Source organism: Pseudomonas sp. VE 267-6A (genome assembly GCF_024126555.1).
GTDB lineage: Bacteria > Pseudomonadota > Gammaproteobacteria > Pseudomonadales > Pseudomonadaceae > Aquipseudomonas > Aquipseudomonas palmensis.
This window is the reverse complement of sequence record NZ_JAMYBY010000002.1, coordinates 323,558-343,919: the sequence shown is the minus strand read 5'-3', so window position 1 is coordinate 343,919 and position 20,362 is coordinate 323,558. Positions and strand designations below refer to the sequence as shown.

At 66.3% G+C, this 20,362-nt stretch carries 12 protein-coding genes; 4 read left to right on the top strand and 8 right to left on the bottom strand.

Annotation, left to right across the window (positions count from 1 at the left end; translation table 11 throughout):
- Nucleotides 1-11: 11 nt before the first annotated feature.
- From NJH59_RS03455 to NJH59_RS03425, 7 genes are all read right to left on the bottom strand, one after another.
- Nucleotides 12-830: a sulfite exporter TauE/SafE family protein gene (locus NJH59_RS03455; protein WP_231390634.1), complete on the bottom strand. Its 819-nt coding sequence runs from the start codon at nucleotides 828-830 to the stop codon at nucleotides 12-14.
- A gap of 22 nt (nucleotides 831-852) precedes the next feature.
- Complete coding sequence (locus tag NJH59_RS03450; RefSeq protein ID WP_253086396.1) at nucleotides 853-1,176, bottom strand: DUF3325 domain-containing protein; 324 nt, start codon at nucleotides 1,174-1,176, stop codon at nucleotides 853-855.
- A gap of 1 nt (nucleotide 1,177) precedes the next feature.
- Nucleotides 1,178-2,701, bottom strand: coding sequence for a PepSY domain-containing protein (locus tag NJH59_RS03445; RefSeq protein WP_104572666.1), 1,524 nt, complete (start codon nucleotides 2,699-2,701; stop codon nucleotides 1,178-1,180).
- Between the two features lies 1 nt (nucleotide 2,702).
- Complete coding sequence (locus NJH59_RS03440) at nucleotides 2,703-2,987, bottom strand: hypothetical protein (protein WP_043861156.1); 285 nt, start codon at nucleotides 2,985-2,987, stop codon at nucleotides 2,703-2,705.
- A complete protein-coding gene (locus tag NJH59_RS03435) occupies nucleotides 2,987-4,348 on the bottom strand; it encodes a cell wall metabolism sensor histidine kinase WalK (RefSeq protein WP_088515198.1) in 1,362 nt (453 codons plus the stop codon). The genes NJH59_RS03440 and NJH59_RS03435 overlap by 1 nt, the downstream gene beginning before the upstream one ends.
- Nucleotides 4,345-5,055: a response regulator transcription factor gene (locus NJH59_RS03430; RefSeq protein WP_213605856.1), complete on the bottom strand. Its 711-nt coding sequence runs from the start codon at nucleotides 5,053-5,055 to the stop codon at nucleotides 4,345-4,347. The genes NJH59_RS03435 and NJH59_RS03430 overlap by 4 nt, the downstream gene beginning before the upstream one ends.
- Nucleotides 5,056-5,160: 105 nt before the next feature.
- Nucleotides 5,161-7,377, bottom strand: coding sequence for a TonB-dependent siderophore receptor (locus NJH59_RS03425; RefSeq protein WP_253086395.1), 2,217 nt, complete (start codon nucleotides 7,375-7,377; stop codon nucleotides 5,161-5,163).
- A gap of 396 nt (nucleotides 7,378-7,773) precedes the next feature.
- On the opposite strand from NJH59_RS03425, the gene NJH59_RS03420 reads away from it, so the two are divergent.
- Nucleotides 7,774-9,900 (top strand): methyl-accepting chemotaxis protein, encoded by a 2,127-nt coding sequence (locus NJH59_RS03420; RefSeq protein ID WP_253086394.1) that lies wholly within the window; start codon nucleotides 7,774-7,776, stop codon nucleotides 9,898-9,900.
- A gap of 198 nt (nucleotides 9,901-10,098) precedes the next feature.
- A complete protein-coding gene (locus tag NJH59_RS03415) occupies nucleotides 10,099-11,250 on the top strand; it encodes an aminotransferase class V-fold PLP-dependent enzyme (RefSeq protein WP_253086393.1) in 1,152 nt (383 codons plus the stop codon).
- Nucleotides 11,251-11,355: 105 nt separating this feature from the next.
- Here NJH59_RS03415 and NJH59_RS03410 read toward each other — a convergent pair whose 3' ends face one another.
- Nucleotides 11,356-12,735, bottom strand: a complete 1,380-nt coding sequence (locus NJH59_RS03410; RefSeq protein ID WP_043861150.1) for an amino acid permease — start codon at nucleotides 12,733-12,735, stop codon at nucleotides 11,356-11,358.
- Nucleotides 12,736-13,265: 530 nt separating this feature from the next.
- On the opposite strand from NJH59_RS03410, the gene NJH59_RS03405 reads away from it, so the two are divergent.
- Entirely contained in the window at nucleotides 13,266-13,670 is a 405-nt protein-coding gene (locus NJH59_RS03405) for a hypothetical protein (protein ID WP_043861149.1), read from the top strand.
- Between the two features lie 93 nt (nucleotides 13,671-13,763).
- On the top strand, nucleotides 13,764-20,345 hold the full coding sequence (locus NJH59_RS03400; protein WP_253086392.1) for an SDR family NAD(P)-dependent oxidoreductase: 6,582 nt from the start codon (nucleotides 13,764-13,766) through the stop codon (nucleotides 20,343-20,345).
- Nucleotides 20,346-20,362 lie beyond the last annotated feature (17 nt).

Genomic DNA, 20,362 nt, shown 5'->3' with positions numbered 1-20,362 from the left:
AAAGGGTTGGGTTACCCCAGCAGGTTCGGCACAGACGAAATCAGCAGCGAGACACCCGAGGCAGTCAGCAAGCCCAGCACGATGCGGCGAAACTGCAGGTCGCTGATGCCGATGTACAGGCGCGTACCAAGGAAGGTCGGAATCAGCATGGCCGGCGCGACGATGGCGAAGAACGGCAGCATGTCCACCGTAACGATGCCGGTGCCCAGGTAGGTGAGCATGGTCACGAACAGCATCGACAGGTTGAAGTTCTGGATGATCGAGCGCTGCAGGTCGCGCTCGTAGCCCTTGAGGGTGCACCACAGCGTCGGGACCGTGCCGGTGAAACCGCCAAGCCCACCCATAACGCCACCGATCACACCGATGACGCCATCGACCAGCCGGCCGGCCAGCGGGATTCTCGGCAATCTGCCGGCCAGCAGCATGACCGGGCACCAAGTCACCAGCAGGGCCCCGAGCAAGGTCTTGAACCAGTGCATGTCCAGGTTGGGCAACAGCGCAACACCCAGAGGAATGCCGGCCAGGCCACCGAGGATGAAGGGCAGCAGGCGTTGCAGGCTCAAGCCCCGGCGCACCGAGAACGCGGCCACCACCTGCCCGGTGAGGCCGCCGAACACCGCCAGGGTGGCGGCCAGCTTCGGGTCGAGCACCCAGGCCCAGAACGACATCGCGACCATGCTGAAGGCGAAGCCCGAAAGCCCCTGGACGAACCCCGCAACAACGGCCCCGAGAGCGACCACCAGGTAGATCGTGAGCATCTGCAAGACATCCGGGGTGACTGTGAACGAGTTAGCGATGATGCCATCGCGCAGGGGGGGCCTGTCCAGCATGTCAGCCCCCACTGCAACATCGTCACACCGCCAGCAGCACGCCCCACAACGGCAACGCTGCGGCCAGCCAAACCATTGCACGCGGCCAGTACGGCAACAGCATCGCCACCCCGAACCCGGCCAGTGAAATACCGCCAAACCAGGCTACCGGCCCCATCGCCCAGCCCCAGGCCACGCCACTGACCCACAGGCTGATGGCCAGCGCCGACCAGCCCGCCGACCGCAGGGCCACCCGCATCCAGGGTGCAGGTGCCCTGCCCCACACCTGCTTGTAGTGCCGCTCCAGCCCCAGGCACAACGCCAACATGCCCACATAGGCAAACACCACCGCGCCGATCATCAGCATGTCATTGCCCCTCCACCGCTACCGTCGCACGCTTGCGCGCAGGTTTTTCTTCACGCGGCGCCACGCAGCGCCATGCCGCATACGCCAGCAACCCACCCAGCACCACGCTGGTGGCCTCCAGCACGCGGTGCGCCGGATCGTGCTGCGCGGTCAACGCGCCCAGCACCGGCAGGCCGATGCACAGTACCGCGGCCAGCCCCAGCTGCTCGGCCCAGGCGCGCTGCGCCGGGCGCAAACCGGCATGCAGCAGCGACAGCAACCACACCGCGAAGAACGCCTTGACCTCCCAGTTGGCCCGCTGCGCCAGCTCCACCGGCAGCAGGCGGTTGGCCCACAGCAAGCCTGCGCAGGCCAGCATCAGGCCGGCGACGAACGCCACGTTGAAGCTCTCGGCCACCTTGTACCAACGCTGCGCCGACACCGAGGCACTGGCGTACTTGCGCCGGCGCTTGACGCAGAACAGCACCAGCCCGGTGCCGATCATCGCGGTGCTGACCAACGCACACACGAAGTACAGCCAGCGCATCGGATAGCCGCCGAACTGCGCGAAGTGCAGCCCCGCCATCACCCGCTGGGTGAGCACGGCAGGCCGCATGTCGGGCACATCGCGCAGCAGCTCGCCGCTGACGCCGTCGAACACCATGGCCTGCCCCTTGCTCAGGGCGATGCGATAGCCCAGGGTCGGGCGCACCTCGATCCGCGCGGCCGCCGTACCGGGGTTGGAGATACCGATGCTGCTGATGGCGCCCAGCCGCTCTTGCGCGCTGGCCAGTACCGGGGCCAGGTCGACCAGCGCGGCTGGCTGCTTGAGCGCCGCGCGCGGCGTGGGCAGACGCTGCTCGCCCTGGGCCTTGTAGTACGCCTGGTTGTCACCCTCGAACAGCGCATCCACCGCCGCCGGCATGTAGATCAGCAAAAAGATCACCAGCCCGGTGTAGGTGATCATCAGGTGAAACGGCAACAGCAGCACCGCGCTGGCGTTGTGAAAATCCAGCCACGAGCGCTGGCCCTTGCCGGGGCGGAAGGTGAAGAACTCCTTGAAGATCTTCTTGTGGATCACGATGCCGCTGACCAGCCCCACCAGCATCACGATCGCCAGGGCGCCGACCACGAAGATGCCCCAGTTGCGCGGCAGGTTCAGGGTGAAGTGAAAGCGGAAGAAGAAGCTGCCGCCGGCCGTTTCGCGCACCTCGATCGGCTCGCCGGTATGCGGGTCGAGCGCGGTGCCGCCACCGCGTCGACGCTCGCCGGACGCTACCTGCAAACCGGGCGAACGTGCATCCGGCAGGCTGATGTTCCAGTTGCTGGCGCCCGGTGCATGCTGGGTCAGGTAGGCCAGCCCGCGTTGCGCGGCCTGCAACTGGGTGAGGTCGTGGCTGCGCACCTCGGGGCGCATCCAGTTGTCGATTTCGCTGTCGAACACCGCCAGCGTACCGGTGGCGAATATCGCGAACAGAAGCCAGCCGAAGATCAGGCCGGCCCAGGTGTGCAGCCACGCCATGGATTGGGTGAAGGTATTTTTCATCTCACAGGCTCCACAACTGCGGCCAGAAGCCGACCGCCGCCAACGGCACCGCCAGCGCCGCCGGCCACCACGCACGCAGGGCATCGCGACTGGCGAAGGCCCACAGGAACGCGCAGGTGTAGAACGCAAAGGACGGCAGGCTGGCCACGATCACCGCATCCACCGCAGGCATTGGCAGCACACGGGCCAGAAAAGCCGTGGCCGCATAGCTGAATGCATAGCCGCCCAGCAAGGCGGCTGCCGCGCGCGACACAATCAACAACCAGACCGGTCGGGTGTTGCTCATCAGGTTTCTCCTTGTGCTGCCGCTGGCAGGCGCAGGTTCACGCGCAGGCCCGGCTTGAGGTTCTGTGCCCATACCTGGCCGCCCTGCAACTGCACCCGGCAACGGGCGATCGTCAGGCCCAGGCCGAAGCCGTCGCCGCCCGGGCGTGCGGCGTCGAGTCGGGTAAAAGGTTGGAAGATGGTCTCCAGCGCAGCCTCGGCCACGCCGGGGCCCTGGTCGTCGATCCACAGGTGCCAGCAATCGCCATCGCGCCGGCCGCCCAGGCGCACCTGCCCGTTGGCAGGCGAATGGCGGATGGCATTGCGCACGATGTTTTCCATCGCCTGGGCCAGGCCGTTGAGGTGGCCGCGCACCAGGCAGTCTTCGGTGAGCGCCATGGGCAGTTGCCCCTCGCGCCAGCCGGACTCGAAACAGGCGTTCTCGCGTACCACCTCCCACAGGGTCTGCACCTCGACCGTGTCCAGCGCCAGTTGCGGGCGCTCGGTGCCGAGCCACACCAGCTCCAGGGTGTCGTCGACCAGCTGGCGCATGCACTGCACCTCGCGGGTCAGGCGCTCGCGCAACACGTCATCGTCGGGCTCGTTTTCGGCGGCCATGTGCAGGCGCGTCAACGGCGTGCGCAACTCGTGGGACAGGTCGGCGAGCAGGCGCTGCTGCAGCGACACGGTCTTTTCGAGGCGCTCGGCCATGTGGTCGAAGGCCCGCCCCAGATCGCCCAGTTCGTCGCTACGCCGGGAAATCGCCGGGTCGACCCGGGTGTCCAGGCGGTCGGCACGCAGGGCATTGGCCTGGGCGCGCAGGTGCGCCAGCGGGCCGATCAGCACGCGATACAGCAGAAAACCCGCCAGCAGTGCCAACAGCGCCGGCAGCAGCCCGTGGATCAGCAGTTGCACCAGCAGCGGACGCATCGACGGCATGAAGCGCTCGGGCAACTGGATCACCAGCCTGCCGGCCTGGGGCGCCTCGGGGAACGGCACGCTGATCGCCGGCAGCTCGGTGGAGCGCTTGCTCATGGGCCAGTCGAGCTCGCGCATGAACGTCACGTACTTCTGCTGCTCATCGGTCAGCGTCTGGCTGCTCAACGAGCGCAGGTCGCTGCCCAGCACCAGCGCCCAGCCCGGCTCGCGGATCTTCAGGTCGGCCAGCCACCGGTCGACGCCTGGCGTGCCGCCGCTGCGCCACGCCGCGTGGGCCTCCACGGCATAGCCCTTGAGCACCTGGCGCGCCTCCTCGCTCAGGTGATAGCTCCTGCGCTCCAGGTGCGCACCGCCCGAGCGGCTGAACCAGATGATCGACAGGCACAGCACCACCAGCAGCGCGCACAGTTTCCACAGCAGCGAGTGACGTCCGGGCAAGCTCATGCCGGCACCTGTGTCAGCACGTAGCCCTTGCCCCATACCGTGGCCAGGCGGCCGGCATAGCCGATGGCGGCCAGCTTGCGGCGCACGTGGCTGACGTGCATGTCCAGCACGCGATCCTGCTGGGAGAACGGCCTGTGCAGCACCTGCTGGTAGAGGAACGGCTTGCTCAGCACTTCCTCGGGGTGCGCCAGCAGCACTTGCATCAGGCGGTACTCGATGGGGGTGAAGCTGGCCACCGCGGTGCCCAGCTGCATGTCCTGGCGCATGTCCTTGCGCAGCGCCGCCGGCTCGCCCTGCGCGCCTTCCGGCGCGGCCCGCTCATAGGCGACCCGGCGCAGCACCGCATCGATGCGCACGTCCATCTCGTTCATGCTGAACGGCTTGGGCAGGTAGTCGTCGGCGCCCTGGCTGAAGCCGACGATGCGGTCCTGCTCGGCACCCAGTGCCGACATCAGGATCACCGGCACCATGAACCGCTCGCGCAGTTCACCCAGCAGTTGCAGGCCGTCGCGACCGGGCAGGAGGATGTCCATGAGGATCAGGTCGAAGGCCGTCCAGACCTGCAGGTCGGTGCTGTCGTCCACGCCATGACAGACGCTCACATCGAAACCGCGGCGACGCAGGTGCTGTTCCAGATGGGCCGCCAGCAGCGGATCGTCCTCGACGGCCAGAATCTTCGTGGCAGGTTGTGCTGATAGATAACTCACGCTTCACCTTGGGTAGTACGGGTGTAGAGGGCCTGAAAACACAAAAAGCCGCCCCGGGCCGATCGATGCGCGATCGACCCGGGGCAGCCTGTAGGCAATGGCGGCTCAGAACGAGATGTTCAGTGCCGCGAACAGCGCCCGGCCCGGCTGGTTGTAGGTGTTGGCGCCCGAACTGCTGGCGTTGCCACCCCGGTGGATCTGCTTGTCGAACACGTTGTTCACGCCAAAGCGCACGTCGTAGTTCTTGGTGATCTTGTAGCCGGTGCTCACATCGACCAGGCCGTAAGCTTCGACGTCCTGCTGGGCATCCAGGTCGTAGTTCTGCTGGGTGCGGTAGTTGTAGGTCGGCGACTTCTGCTTGCCGAAGTAGGTACCGGCGACCTGGAACGACAGCTTGTCGGTGGCACGCCAGTCCAGGGTGCTGTTGACCGTGTACTTGGGAATCACGCTCAGCGGCTCGCCGGTGTCGCGGTTGTCGTTGTTGAGCATCAGGGTGAGGTTGGTGTTCCAGTCCAGCGACGGGGTCAGCTCGACGAAGAAGTTGCCTTCCACCCCTTCCACCAGTGCCTTGCCGGCGTTTTCCCACTGGGTCACGCGGCGACCGCTGTTGATGTCGTAGATCACGTCGGTGCCACCGATGATCTTGTTCTTGTAGTCGTTGCGAAAGTACGTCGCGCTGGTGCGCCAGGTGCCACGGTCGTAGAGCAGGCCGATTTCCTTGTTGACGCTGGTTTCGGGGTCGAGGTTGGGGTTGCCCTGCAGGTAGCAGCCGCCGTTGTTGGTCTGCTGGGTGCTGCAACCGTTGCCCTTGCTGTAGAGCAGGTAGTTGGGGTTGGCCTGGTACAGGTTCGGGGTCTTGTAGGCCCGTGCGATACCGCCCTTGACGGTGAGGTCGTCGGTGAGCTTGTGCGCCACGTTCAGGCTCGGGCTGTAGTTGTCGCCGAACTCTTCGTGGTGATCCAGGCGCAGGCCCGGGGTGATGGTGGTGTCGCCGATCACGATGTTGTCTTCGGCGAACAGGGCGAAGCTCTTGGCCGACATCTTCGAGTCGCTGCGATCGAAGCCTGCGATTTCATTGCCGGCACCACCGCTGGGGTCGAAGCTTTGCGGGCGCAGCGAGCCCTTGTCGTTGAGCACTTCGTACAGGTACTCGCCACCCAGGGTCAGCACATGTTCGCTGCTGTCGAGGCTGAACGGCAGGTTCACTTCGCTGGACAGGCGCGTGTTGCGCAGGCGCGACATGTCGGCACCGGTGTCGTTGATCGAGCCTTCCGGGCCACCGGCCAGGCCTTCGTTGAGGCGCCAGTTGCGCACGTATTCATACGACAGCGACGACTTGGTCGAGCCCCACTGGAAGTCGCCCAGGTGCGTGAGGTCGTAGGTGCTGCGCTGCATTACGTTGGTTTCGTGGCCGTACAGGCTGGAGATGCGCTCCACGTCACCGCCGCCGTTGCTGTTCATGGTGTCGCCGGCGTAGATGTTGCCCTGGCGGCTGTAGCCGCTGCCCAGCTCCAGGCGGTGCTCATCGTTCAGGCGCCAGCTGAGCAGGCCGTTGATGTCCTTGTTGCGCACGCCTTCGCGGCCGGCCACCAGCGCGCTGTTGGCGCTCTTGGCGTTGATGTCCAGGTCATCGGCGTCGGTCTTGGCCAGGCCGCCATACACACGGAACGCCAGGTCGTCGGTGAGGCCGCCGCTGAGGCTGAAGTTGGTGCGCTTGCTGGCGCCTTCGGCGTGGTCTTCGGGCAGCGTGGTGAACAGGCTGACGTTGCCCTGCAGTTCCTGGGTGGGGCGCTTGGTGATGATGTTGACCACCCCGCCCATGGCGCCGGAGCCATAGCGTGCAGCAGCCGGGCCGCGCAGGATCTCGATGCGCTCCACCGCCTCGGCCGGTACCCAGTTGGTTTCGCCGCGGGTGTCGCGGTCGCCGTTCCAGCCGTAGCGCACTGCGTTGCGGGCGCTGGAGGGCTTGCCGTCGATCAGGATCAGGGTGTTTTCCGGGCCCATGCCGCGCAGGTCGATCTGGCGGTTGTTGCCGCGCGCGCCGCTGGCGCTGTTGCCGGTGAGGTTGACCCCCGGTTCGCGACGGATGATGTCGGACAGGTCGTTGGCGGGCGGGTGACGCTTGATGTCCTCGGCGGTGATGATCGAAGAGCCCAGTGCCTGCTTGGCTTCCTGCTCGGCGGTGACCATGGTGTTCTGGATCACCAGGGTGTTCTCGCCGTTCTGCTCGTCATCGGCCTGGGCCGAGGTGGCAATCAGGGCCGGCGATGACAGCGCGACAAAGGCCCAGGCCAGGCTGTTGGGGGTACTTCTGGACTGCATTTCACGTCTCCGTCACATCAAGCACAAGGGCAGCCTGCACGGCAGGGCTGCCACAAAGAGACGCCAAATATAATGATTCTCAAATGGGTTTAAATCTTATTTACGAAATTTACATATGGTTCCGCCTGGGCTGATAACCAATCTGTCTAATTTAATAAACAAACCATCAGTCATCACCCGCGAAAAAACGGAAAAATCGGCAATTTTGCGTTTTATCTGCGAGCACCCCGCCTCAAAGTGGAAATATTAATTGACACTTGTCTGTCAATTTTCTTATGGTCCTTGCCTCCTGTATGCCATCACTGCGCCACCCCTGCCGAGTACCGCCCAACGATGCCCACCCGCGATCCAGAGCGGGCCGTTGCTGCTCGACACCGTGAAATCAAGGACCTGATCATGTTGCTGCGTCGCCTGCGAATTCAATGGAAGATCACCTTGCTGGCGGGCCTGTGCCTGCTGGCCGTCGTGGTGGTGCTGATGGTGGCGACACGGGTGCAGTCCTCGCGCAGCGCCACGCTGGTGAGCAGCGCCAGCACCCAGATGCTCGACCAGAACGCGCGCCTGCGCCTGCACACCTACGCGCAGCTGCAGGCGGCGCAGATCCAGCGCTACTTCCAGAGCGCCTACCTGTACGGCAACGGTTTTGCAGACCTGGTGATGTACCTTCGCGCCCAGGGCAATGGCGACCTGCGCCAGGCCCTGACCCGCGAAACCGAACGGGCGCTGGGCAACAACCCCGAACTGCTCGGGCTGTACCTGGTGTTCCTGCCCGATGCGCTGGACGGCAAGGACGCGGCCTTCGTCAACCAGGCCGGCGCGGGCAGCAACGAGGCCGGACGGTTCTCGTTGTACTGGTCGCAGCCCAGCCCCGGCACCCTGGAGCGCGAGGCGATGCCTGAATCGATGCTCGCCGACACCAGCGTGTCGGCCAATGGCTCGGTCTCCAATCGCTGGCTGACCTGCACTCTGGAGAGCGGTGACACCTGCATGGTGGAGCCCTACTTCGACACCGTGGGCGACCGCACCCCGCTGACCACCAGCATCTCCATCCCTCTCAAGCACAACGGCAAGCTGATCGGCGTGCTGGGTGTGGACATCAGCCTGGACAACCTGCAGCTGCTGAGCCTGGAGGGACGCAAGGACCTGTTCGACGGCAACGGGCAGGTGAGCATCGTCAGCGCGACCGGCCTGCTGGCCGGGCACAGCGAGGACAGCGGCCAGTTGAGCAAGCACTTCGAGCAGGTGTTCGGCACCGACTCCAGGGCCCTGGCCGAACAGATGCGTGCCGGCAAGGCGGCCGAATTCAACGACAACGGCCTGCTGCAGGTGAGCCAGTCGTTCGCCCCGGTGCCCGGTGCCCAGCCGTGGAGCGTGCTGCTGGAAGTGCCCGAGCAGGTGCTGCGTGCGCCGGCCGTGGCACTCAACAATCGCCTGGACACCTACAATGCCAGCGCCAACCTCAGCAGCCTGTTGATGGCACTGGTGGCCGCGGTGGTGGGGTTGCTGGTGATCTGGCTGACCGCGCGCGGCGTGACCCGCCCGATACTGGACGTGGCGGCGATGCTCAAGGACATCGCCAGTGGCGAGGGCGACCTGACCCGGCGCCTGGAGTATGCGGGCAAGGACGAGCTGGGTGAGCTGGCGGGCTGGTTCAACCGGTTTCTCGACAAGCTGCAGCCGGTGATTGCCGACGTGAAGGCCTCGGTGCACGACGCACGCGGCACCGCCGACCAGTCGGCGGCACTGGCCAGCCAGACCAGCGCCGGCATGCATCAGCAGTACCGCGAGGTGGACCAGGTGGCGACGGCGTCGCACGAGATGAGCGCGACTGCGCAGGATGTGGCGCGCAACGCCGCGCAGGCCGCCGAGGCTGCGCGCGGCGCCGACCATGCCAGCCGCGAAGGCCTGGAGCTTATTGGCGACACCACCCGCGCCATCGAACAACTGGCCGGCGAGATGACCACCAGCATGCAGGAGGTGGAACACCTGGCCACGCGCAGCGAGCAGATCGGCTCGGTGCTGGACGTGATCCGTTCGATTGCCGGGCAGACCAACCTGCTGGCATTGAATGCCGCCATCGAGGCAGCGCGGGCGGGGGAAGCCGGGCGTGGCTTTGCGGTGGTGGCCGATGAAGTGCGCAACCTGGCCAAGCGCACCCAGGACTCGGTGGACGAGATTCGCGTCGATATAGAAGAGTTGCAGCAAGGCACCCGCGAGGTGGTGGAGGCCATGCACAACAGCCACCGCCAGGCGCAGGACAGCGCGGCGCGTGTGGAGCAGGCATTGCCGGCCCTGCAGCGCATTGGCGATGCGGTGGCGGTGATCACCGACATGAACCTGCAGATCGCTTCGGCGGCGGAGGAACAGAGTGCCGTGGCCGAGGAAGTGAACCGCAACGTGGCGAGCATTCGCGACGTGACCGAATCGTTGTCCGGGCAAGCCGAGGAATCGGCGCAGATCAGCCAGACACTCAACCGGCTGGCCAATCATCAGCAGGGGCTGATGGCGATGTTCAGGGTGTGATGCGGTTGGCGAGGCGCAACGGTTTAGGCATGAATACGGTCGGCGGCGCGCCATAACGAAAAAAATACTAACTCTTTGGATTCAAATAGAAGATTTTTTCTATAAAAACCAAACAAACCGAACAACAGTCAAAAATTTTCTCCGTCATCGTCGGTAGGCTACCTACCTGCCCTTCACGTGCACAAAAAGACGATGACCATGCCAGAACTACCGCTGTACCTCGACTACGCCGCCACTACTCCGGTCGATGACCGGGTGATCGAAGCCATGCTGGCCTGCCTCGGCCGCCAGGGCAATTTCGGCAACCCCGCCTCCACTGGCCACGGCTATGGCCAGGCCGCCCGACAGGCCGTGGACCACGCGCGCCAGCAAGTGGCCGACCGGGTTGGCGCTACCGCAGACGCCCTTGTATGGACCTCGGGCGCCACCGAGTCCAACAACCTGGCCCTCAAGGGCATTGCCCAGGGCCAGCCTGGGCGCCGTCACCTGATCACCAGTTGCCTGGAGCACAAGGCGGTGATCGACACCGCCCATGAACTGGAGCGCCAGGGCCACACGGTCACCTGGCTCAAGCCCGATGCACAGGGGCTGATCCAGCCCGAGGCCGTGCAGGCGGCCTTGCGCGAGGACACCGCACTGGTGTCGTTGATGTGGGTGAACAACGAACTCGGCACCCTCACCGACATCGCCCGCATCGGCGACATCGTGCGCGAACACGGCGCACTGCTGCACGTGGACGCGGCGCAGGCGGTGGGCAAGGTGGCCATCGACCTGGGCACGCTGGCGGTCGACCTGATGTCGTTTTCGGCGCACAAGGTCTATGGGCCCAAAGGCATCGGTGCGCTCTACGTCGGCCCGCGTGCGCGCCCCGTGCTGCAGGCGCAGATGCATGGCGGCGGGCACGAGGGCGGTATGCGCTCGGGTACGCTGGCTACGCATCAGATTGTGGGCATGGGCGCGGCGTTCGATCTGGCGGGCGTGCAAGGTGATGCGCAAAGCATGCGCATCGAGCAACTGAGCCAGCGCCTGCGTGAAGGCTTGCTGGCCCTGCCGGGCGTGACCCTGAATGGGTGCGCGCAGCAGCGTGTCCCACACACCTTGAACCTGTGCATCAGCCGCAGCGGGTTCAACAGCGCGCAGGTGGCCGGCAGCCTGGCGCTGTCGTCGACCTCCGCGTGCAGCTCGGCCACCCAGGCCCCTTCGCATGTGCTGCTGGCACTGGGGCTGGATGCCGGCCAGGCGCTGAGCAGTGTGCGGGTGAGCGTGGGGCGGTATACCGAGATGGCGGATGTGGAGCGGGCGATCGAGGTGTTCAGGGCTGCGCTGCAGGCGCCGGCAGGGTTCTGGTAAAGCGGCTGCAGGAGCCGGCCTTGCCGGCGATGGTGCGTACAGCACCCCTGGCCCGGCATGGCCGGGCATCGCCAGCAAGGCTGGCTCCTACACCCTTGCCACGGCTTACTCGGCTTGCACGTAAGCCGCCGGTTTGTCGGCCACCCGATTGCGCTTCACGAAATAGGCCACCACCACCAGCACCGTGGTGGCCGCGATGAACCACAGTTGCAGGCGTGATGCCGGGTCGATGGCCTGGCTGCCGATCACGGCGAGCAGCGCAAGCAGTGCCACGACGTTGGCATAAGGGAAGAACCAGGCGCGGAAGGCCTTGGGGTCGACCGGTTCGTGACGGGTTTTCAGGCGCATGGCCAGGTGGGCAATGATGATGAAGATCCACACGATCATCACGAAGGTGCCGCTGCTCTTGGCCAGGGTCATGAACAGGTCGCCGCCGCTGAGAAAGTGCACGGTCAGAATCGTCAGGCAGATGCACAGGCTGAGCAGCAAGGCATTGAGCGGCACGCCCTTGGCCGTGGTGTGCGAGAACAGCTTGGGCGCATGCCCACGCTGGCTCAGGGAGAACAGCATGCGCGAGTTGGAGAACATGAACGAGTTCATCACCGACATGAACGAGACGAACAGCACGATCTTCATCGCCACCGCCGCGCCACCGAATCCGGCCAGGGTGAACAGCGACACATAGGGCGACGCCAGGTTGGCCTTGTCGGTCCACGGCAGGCACAGGATCAGGATCGACACCGAGCCCACGTAGAACAGCATCACGCGCAGGATCACGCTCTTGATCGCGCGGATCACGTTGCGGCGCGGGTTCTCGGACTCGCCAGCCGCCACGGCGGCGATTTCACTGCCGCCCAGCGAGAAGATCACCACGATCACCCCCGCCATCACCGGCGATAGGCCATTGGGCATGAAGCCGTCGTGCGCGGTCAGGTTCACCAGGCCAGGGGACGGGATGTCGCTGTGCAGGCCGAGCAGAATCGACACGCCCAGCAGCATGAAGATGAGGATGGTGGCGACCTTCAGCGCGGCCAGCCAGTACTCCACTTCGGCGAACGACTTCACCGAGTAGGCGTTGCTCGCCATCAGGGTCACCAGCATGATGAACGCGCCCGCCCAGATCGGCAGCCAGGGCAGAAAATCATGCAGGATGGCGCCCAGCAGCACGGCCTCCAGGGTGATCGTCATCATCGACTTGAACCAGTACAGCCAGCCGACGGTAAAGCCGGCCCACTCGCCCAGGTACATGTTGGCGTAGGTGGAGAACGACCCCGCATCGGGGGTGCGGCAGGCCATCTCGCCAAGCATGAACATCACCAGGGTGACCACGATGCCGCCGATGAAGTACGACAGGATCGCGGCGGGGCCGGCCGACGCGATCAGCGAGCCGGAGCCCATGAAAAGCCCGGCCCCGATCACGCCCCCCAGCGCGATCATGGTGATGTGACGTTGCTTCAGGCTCTGCTTGAGACTGTTGGATTGCATTTCCTTTACCTCTCTTATTATTGGGAGAAGACGGCAACGTTCTGCAGCGAGATGACGCGTCACGCTTGCAGAAGGCCGCTCCTCACGCAGGCATCGTCATGTGCCTGCGCCGCACGCTTCAGCCTTTTTCAGGCAATGGCTATCAGGGTGGCACCTTGGACGGCAAGGCCGGCCACCTCAAGCGATTTCTGCGCACAACATCCTGCATTTTTTTCCTGAGGGGCTGCAGCAGGTTTGTGGTAGGCGGCGAGCGAGTGGGCCCTGACGGTCATGTGCCGGCAGGGCTCGCAACTATCGGATAAATAAAACTTTATTCACCCGGTTATTACTTGATAACTTCACCTGCCGTGAAGCGGTTGATAACGTTTTAAGTCTCGCGCCCTAAGTAGTACTACTCTCGACCCGGCTCCCCTTCTTTGGTATTCCCCCACCGCGGCTTGCTTGACACACAAGTACCGCCCTCGCAATGCTTGCCCCAGCAAAACCCCACGATGAATAACAACAATAACAATTGAACAAGGAGTTCGCCGATGCTTGGCTACTATGCGCAATACAGTAGTGTGTACATCACCACCCTGATGATCGTGACCACGCTGTTCTTCGCCCTGCCGATCTTCATTGCGCCACTCACCTGGGCGCGCCTGATGCAATGGACCATCCCGGAACATACCCACCTGGCCATCTATTTCGGCCGCTGCCTGGGCGCGTTCATTCTGGTGGTTGAAGTGGCCATGTTGCGCTCGGCCACCACCGGCACCAGTTTCAGTTATGCCTTCGACATACTCTTCGTGGTATTCACCCTGATGTTTGTGGTGCATGTCTATGGCGCGATAAAACGTATTCAGCCTATTACCGAAACACTGGAAATCGGCTTCTGGATGATTCTGTTCGTATTGAACATGCTGTTCTACCCCACCACCAGCATTACCCTTTAATACCTGACCCAGCCACTTGAAGGCTGACGCCGCAGCGGCGTCGGCCTCTGTGTGCCTGCCCGTCGTCTGCCAACTTTTATTCAGGAATTGAAGATGCTCGATACCGAGGAAGCCCGTTCGCACGCCGCCTTGATGGCTCTGGTGCGTCAACTGCTGGAGCAGGCGACCGGTGTCGAGGCCCACACCCTGTACAACGATGCGCCCTTCCACGAGATCGGCCTCACGTCGCTGGCCATCCTGAATTTCAACGAGCTGATCCAGCCCCTCTTCGCCGACCTGAACAAGACCCTGCTGTTCGACTGCCGCTGCATTCGCGACGTTGCCACGCACCTGCTGCGCGAGCATCCGCAGGCCAGCGCCAGCTACCTGCAGGGCCGCCCGCCCAGCCCGCCCCCACCAGCCGCAGGCGTCGAGGCCTGGCCCTCGATTGCCCCCCTGGCGCCGTGCAACGAGGAGCCCGCTGGCGATATCGCCATTGTCGGCCTGCATGGCCGCTTTCCCGGTGCCGACGACCTGGATGCGCTGTGGCGCAACCTGCTGGCGGGTGTCGACTCGGTGAGCGAGATACCCGCCGAGCGCTGGCCGCTGGACGGTTTTTTCGCCGCGGGCACCGACGCCCGCAGCAGCGGCCTGAGCTATGCCAAATGGGGCGGTTTTCTACCCGATATCGATCGGTTCGATGCGCAGTTCTTCGCCATCGCCCCGCGTGAAGCCGCCTGCCTCGACCCGCAGGAGCGGCTGTTTCTCGAATGCGCCTGGCATGCCCTGGAAGACAGCGGCCACCTGGGCGAGCGCAGCCAGTTGCTGCGCGGCGCCCAGGGTGCGCTGGATGTCGGCGTGTTCGTCGGGATCACCAGCAACACCTACCCCCTGCTCGGCCCTGCCCTGTGGCAGGCCGGGCAACCGGCGATCCCCAGTGGCCTGCCGTGGTCGGTGGCCAACCGGGTGTCGTTCGCCCTGGACTTGTGCGGGCCGAGCCTGGCCATCGACACCGCCTGCTCGTCATCGCTCACGGCATTGCACAGCGCCATCGACAGCCTGCGCAAGGGCGAGTGCCGGGCAGCGCTGGTGGGTGCGGTCAACCTCTACACCCACCCCGCCAAGTACGTGCAGTTGTGCCAGCAGCACATGCTCTCCCCCACCGGACGTTGCCATGCGTTCGGCAGCGAGGCGGACGGTTTCGTGCCCGGTGAAGGGGTTGCGGCCGTGGTGCTCAAGCCGCTGGAGGTGGCCCGGCGCGACGGCGACCGGATACTGGCAGTGATCAAGGGCAGTGCGATCAACCACAGCGGGCGCACCAACGGCTACACCGTGCCCAGCGCCGGTGCCCAGGCCGCGCTGATCGAGCGGGCGCTGGCCGATGCCAGGGTACCGGCCGCCAGCATCAGCTACATCGAAGCCCACGGCACCGGCACGCGCCTGGGCGACCCCATCGAGTTGCAAGGGCTCAGGCAGGCACTGGGCGGGCAACACTCGGCGACCTGCCATGTCGGCTCGATCAAGGCCAATTTCGGCCACCTGGAAGCGGCCGCCGGCATGGCCGGGCTGAGCAAGGTGGTGCTCCAGTTGCAGCACCGGCGCCTGGCGCCGTCGCTGCATGCCAGGGTGCTGAACCCCGACGCCGGGCTCGAGCACAGCCACCTGCAGATCGTGCGTGACACGCGCGATTGGACCAGCGACAACGGCCCGCGCCGCGCCGGCATCAGCTCGTTCGGCGCTGGCGGCGCCAATGCCCATGTGATTGTCGAACAGGCCCCCGAACCCACACCGTCGAGCGCCAGCACGGGCCCGGCGGTGTACCCGCTGTCGGCGCGCAGCCAAGCGCAAGTGCAAGAACAGGCCGCCGCCCTGCTGGCCTGGTTGCAACGCCACCCCGACGCATCGGCCAACCAGCTCGCCTACACCCTGCAATGCTGCCGCCCGGCGTTCGACCATCGCTTCGCGCTGGTAGCTGCCGACTTGACGCAGTTGCAGGCTGGCCTGGAGCGCTTCGTGCAATCGATGCCGGGGGGCTATCAGGGTCGGCTGCTGCCCGGCACACCAACGCGCGAGCTGAGCGCCAGCGCCCCCGATGAACTGGCAGCGGCCTGGGTAGACGGCACGCTCGCCCGCTGGGGCCGCTTCTGGCCGCAGCCGCCCAGCCCACTGGCCGCGCCGCTCTACCCCTTTTCCAGGGACCGCTACTGGGTGCCGCGTGTGGAGTCGGCCGCGCCCCACGCCAGCACCCAGCTGCACCTGGATGCCGGCCAGTTCTTTCTGCGCGACCATGTGGTGCAGGGCCAGCCGGTGCTGCCCGCCGCCGCCTACATCGACTTGTGCTGCAACCAGGCGCGCCGCCACGGCCTGGACCTGCCGCTGACCCTGCACAAGCTGACCTGGGCCAGCCCGATCCGCGTCGAGCCCGGCCAGCAGCGCAGCATCGAATGCCGCAGCGAGCGCACCCACGACGGTGTGCGCCTGGCGTTCCAGCCGCTGCCGGCCAGTGACCCCACCCCGAGCTTTCGTGGCGAGTGCCGCGCCGTGCAGGTGCCCGCCGACAGCCTGCCAAGCCTGGCGCAGGTGCGCAGCGAGTGCACCCGGCCGCTGGCCCTCGACGCGCTGTACCCCACCCTCGAGCGCCTGGGCATCGCCTACGGCCCCACCCTGCGCTGCATTGCCGGCGCGTGGCTGGGCGAGCAACAGGCGCTGACCGAACTGCACTGGCGCCCCGAGCAGCGCCAGGGCGAACCGCTGAGCACGCTGGACCCGGCATTGCTCGATGCGGTGCTGCAAAGCGCCTTCGTCACCGCCGCCCAGGGCAATGCACAGATCGACACCACCTTCGTGCCCTACGCCTGCCAGGCCCTGCATGGCTACCGGCCCTTGACCGAGCGCTGCTTCGTGCACGTGCGCCCGCGTGCTGCCCAGGGCAGCCAGATGCGCCTGTACGACTTCCGGGTGTTCGATGCAGACGGCCAGGTGCTGATGGACATCGAGGCCTTTGCCTTTCGCGAGTACCGCGTCGACCCCGAGCATGCCGTGCATCTGCTCGAACCCTACTGGCAGCACCAGCCCGCCGCCCCGGCCGTGCCCGGGCCGATGCCCACCACACTGCTGCTGTGCGACGACCCGCAAGCCTTCGCCCAGTTACCCGCGCAACTGCGTGACGCCGCCTGGCGACTGGTACCCGCGCAGCAGTTCCACTACACCTCACCACGCACCGTCGAGGCCGACCTGGGCGATGCGCGCCACATCGACCTGTTGCTGCGCCTGCTGACCAGCCAGCAGCAGGTACCCGCACGCCTGCTGATCGACCTGCGCAGCACCGGCAGCCAGGACGCCGGCCTGGGCGAAGGGCTGGACGCCGCCCTGGCCACCGCAGACCTGCTGCGCCACCTGTGCCAGGGCCAGAGCACCCCCGCGCTGCATACCCGGATCGTGCTGCACCCCGGCCCTGTCAGTGCCCTTGAAGGGCTGCTGCGCTCGGTGGTGCAGGAGATCCCCAGCCTGAGCGCCAGCCTGATCGAAACCAGCCACCAGCCCGGCAGCGCAGAGCGTGAAGCGCTGGCGCACGAACTGCTTGCGGCTGCGCAGCACGGTGTCAACCGGGTATCGCTGTGCGAAGGGCAACGCCGCGTGGCGAGCCTGCGCTTTGTCACCCCGGGTGCCGGCACAGCGCCGACGCAACTGAGCGCCGGCGATGTGCTAGTGATCAGCGGCGGGCTGGGGGCCGTCGGCCGTGTACTGAGTGAAGCGCTGGCGAGCCTCGGCGGCCTGCGCCTGGCCGTGCTGGGCCGTCGCGCCCTCGATGCAGACGCTGCCCGATGGCTGCAGCGCCTCACGCACCTGGGCGCCGACGATGCCGCCTACTGGCAGGCCGACTGCGCCGATGCCGACTCGTTGCACGCTGCCCTGGCCAGCATTCGCCAGCGCTATGGCGCCTGCCACGGGGTGATTCACTGTGCCGGGGTTCTGCAGGACGGGTTCTTCCTGCGGCAACCTGCCCAGGAGCGCGCCAGCGTACTCCAGGGCAAGACCCTGGCCGCCCGCCATCTGGATGCAGCCACCGCCGATGACCCGCTGAAACTGTTCATGGTGTGCTCGTCGCTGGCCGGGGTGTACGGCAATGTCGGGCAGAGCGCCTACGCGCTGGCCAACGCCTGGCTCGACCGCTTCGTGCAGGCCCGCCAGCAGCGCTGTGCCAGCGGCCAGCGCCAGGGCCGCTCGCTGTCGATTGCCTGGCCACTGTGGCAGACCGACAACGGCATGCAGGCCCCGGCGCCGGTGCGCCAATGGCTGGCTCGCCATGGCCTGGCCCTGTTGCCGAGCGATCAGGGGGTGGCCACGTTCCTGCGCTGCCTCGCCTTGGCGCAAGCGGTGTTGATCCCGGTGTGCGGCAAGCGCGACGCGGTTGCACGGTTGTTCGGCATCGAGGCGCCGCCTGCCCCGCCCGTGCAGGTCGCGCCGCAGGCGGCCAGCGACGCGCCCTGCCTGCTCGACTACCTCACCCGTCAACTGGCCGAGGTGACGGCCACGCCGCTGGACAAGGTCGACCCCGACACCTCGCTGGAGGTATTCGGCCTGGACTCGATCCTGGTGATGGAACTCAACGGCCGGCTTGAACAGCACTTCCCCACCCTGTCGAAGACCGTGCTGTTCGAAGTGCGCAGCCTGCGCGAGCTGGCCGCCCTGCTCGGCAACGAGCACCCGGCCGAAGTCGCCCGGCTGGCACCGGCCCCCGTGGTGGTCGAGCCGCCAGCACCCGCGCTGTCGGTGGTCACGCAGGGCACTGCCGACACCCAACGCCAGGACATCGCGATCATCGGCCTGGCCGGGCGCTACCCCGGCGCACGCGATGCCCAGGCGCTGTGGCAGCACCTGGCGGCCGGCGATGACCTGATCAGCGAAGTGACCTCGCGCTGGGAGCAACCGGGCGGCGACGACCAGCTGTATGCGCGCTGGGGCGGCCTGGTGGATGATTTCGACTGCTTCGACCCGCTGTTCTTCGGCATCTCGCCGCGCGACGCCGAGCGCATGGACCCGCAGGAGCGCCTGTTTCTGCAAACCGCCTGGCATGCCGTGGAAGACGCCGGCTACACCCCGCAGAGCCTGTGCGGGCCGCGCCAGCCGGGCGTGGAGCGACGCCGCGTGGGGGTGGTCGCGGGGGTGATGTACGGCGAGTACCAGTTCTATGGTGCGTCGAGCTGGCCCGCGCGGCCGGCGACCCTGACCAACTCCTCGTATGCCTCGATCGCCAACCGCGTGTCGTTCTGCCTGGACCTGGAAGGCCCCTCGTTCGCCGTCGACAGCATGTGTTCGTCGTCGCTCACCAGCCTGCACCTGGCCTGCGACCTGATTCGCAGCGGCAGTTGCGAGCTGGCCCTGGCCGGCGGGGTGAACCTGTCGCTGCACCCGTACAAGTACCGCATGCTGTGCGAGCTGAACTTCGCCTCCACCCAGGGCCAGTGCCGCAGCTTCGGCGCCGGCGGCGACGGCTACGTGCCGGGTGAAGGCGTGGGCGTGGTGCTGCTCAAGCCGCTGGCCCAGGCCCTGCGCGACGGCGACCACGTGTACGGGGTGATCCGTGGCAGCGAGCTCAACCATGGCGGGCGCACCTCGGGCTATACCGTGCCCAACGCCGAATCGCAGGCCCAGGTGATCGGCCGCGCCCTGCAGCGCTCGGGCCTGCCCGCCGCCAGGCTGGGCTATATCGAGGCCCACGGCACCGGCACCAGCCTGGGCGACCCGATCGAGATCCGTGGCCTGGGCAAGGCCCTGGCCGCCCAGGTACCCAGCGAGTGGCGCTGCCCCATCGGCTCGATCAAGGCCAATATCGGCCACCTGGAATCGGCCGCCGGCATGGCCGCGTTGACCAAGGTGCTGCTGCAGTTCAAGCACCGGCAACTGGCGCCGTCCATCCATGCCCAGCCGCTGAACCCGAACATCGATTTCAGCAACACGCCCTTCGTGGTGCAGCAGCGCCTGGCCGACTGGCCGGACCCTGCAGATGGCCTGCCACGGGTGGCCGCCATCAGTTCGTTCGGGGCCGGCGGCGCCAATGCCCATGTGCTGATCGAGGACGCCCCGCTGCAAGCGCCACCCGCGCCCACCGGCCCCCAGGCCTTTGTATTCAGCGCACACAGCGCCGGGCAACTGCGCAGCTACCTGCAGCGCTTTGTCGACTGCCTGGAGCATGAACACGCCCTGGCACCGCAGCACCCCGAGCACTACCTGGGCCTGCGCTGCTTCACCACGCGGGACGTCGCCAGCACCCTGCTGCACGGGCGCCAGGCGTTCGAGCAAGCACGGTTGGCCGTGGTGGCCGACGACTTCGACGCGCTGCGCCGGCAGTTGAGCGAATGGTTGATGAGCCCGCCGGGCGACGAAGCACGGGTGCTGCTCAGTGGCCCGGCCCCTGCGCCCGAGTGTGCGGCGCTGGCCCGCACCTGGCTCGATGCGCACCTGCCCGCGACGCCGCCAGCGGCGACCCAGGCGTGGCGAAAGGTGCCGCTGCCCGGCTATGAATTCTTGCGTCGTCGCTACTGGATCAGTACGCCGCCCACGGTGAGCAGCCCACCGCTGCCGGCGCCACCGCACGCTGCGCCCGCGGTGACGCCACAAGACATTCTCGACCGCCTGGCCCGCCGGGAAATCAGCCAGCAACAGGCCCGCGACCTGCTGCGTTCGATGCTCTGAATTCGCCTGTTTCCACC

Coding starts and splice junctions, on each gene's coding strand:
- NJH59_RS03455 (WP_231390634.1), bottom strand. CDS start 830: ATGCTGGACAGGCCCCCCCTGCGCGATGGCATCATCGCTAACTCGTTC.
- NJH59_RS03450 (WP_253086396.1), bottom strand. CDS start 1,176: ATGCTGATGATCGGCGCGGTGGTGTTTGCCTATGTGGGCATGTTGGCG.
- NJH59_RS03445 (WP_104572666.1), bottom strand. CDS start 2,701: ATGAAAAATACCTTCACCCAATCCATGGCGTGGCTGCACACCTGGGCC.
- NJH59_RS03440 (WP_043861156.1), bottom strand. CDS start 2,987: ATGAGCAACACCCGACCGGTCTGGTTGTTGATTGTGTCGCGCGCGGCA.
- NJH59_RS03435 (WP_088515198.1), bottom strand. CDS start 4,348: ATGAGCTTGCCCGGACGTCACTCGCTGCTGTGGAAACTGTGCGCGCTG.
- NJH59_RS03425 (WP_253086395.1), bottom strand. CDS start 7,377: ATGCAGTCCAGAAGTACCCCCAACAGCCTGGCCTGGGCCTTTGTCGCG.
- NJH59_RS03420 (WP_253086394.1), top strand. CDS start 7,774: ATGTTGCTGCGTCGCCTGCGAATTCAATGGAAGATCACCTTGCTGGCG.
- NJH59_RS03415 (WP_253086393.1), top strand. CDS start 10,099: ATGCCAGAACTACCGCTGTACCTCGACTACGCCGCCACTACTCCGGTC.
- NJH59_RS03410 (WP_043861150.1), bottom strand. CDS start 12,735: ATGCAATCCAACAGTCTCAAGCAGAGCCTGAAGCAACGTCACATCACC.
- NJH59_RS03405 (WP_043861149.1), top strand. CDS start 13,266: ATGCTTGGCTACTATGCGCAATACAGTAGTGTGTACATCACCACCCTG.
- NJH59_RS03400 (WP_253086392.1), top strand. CDS start 13,764: ATGCTCGATACCGAGGAAGCCCGTTCGCACGCCGCCTTGATGGCTCTG.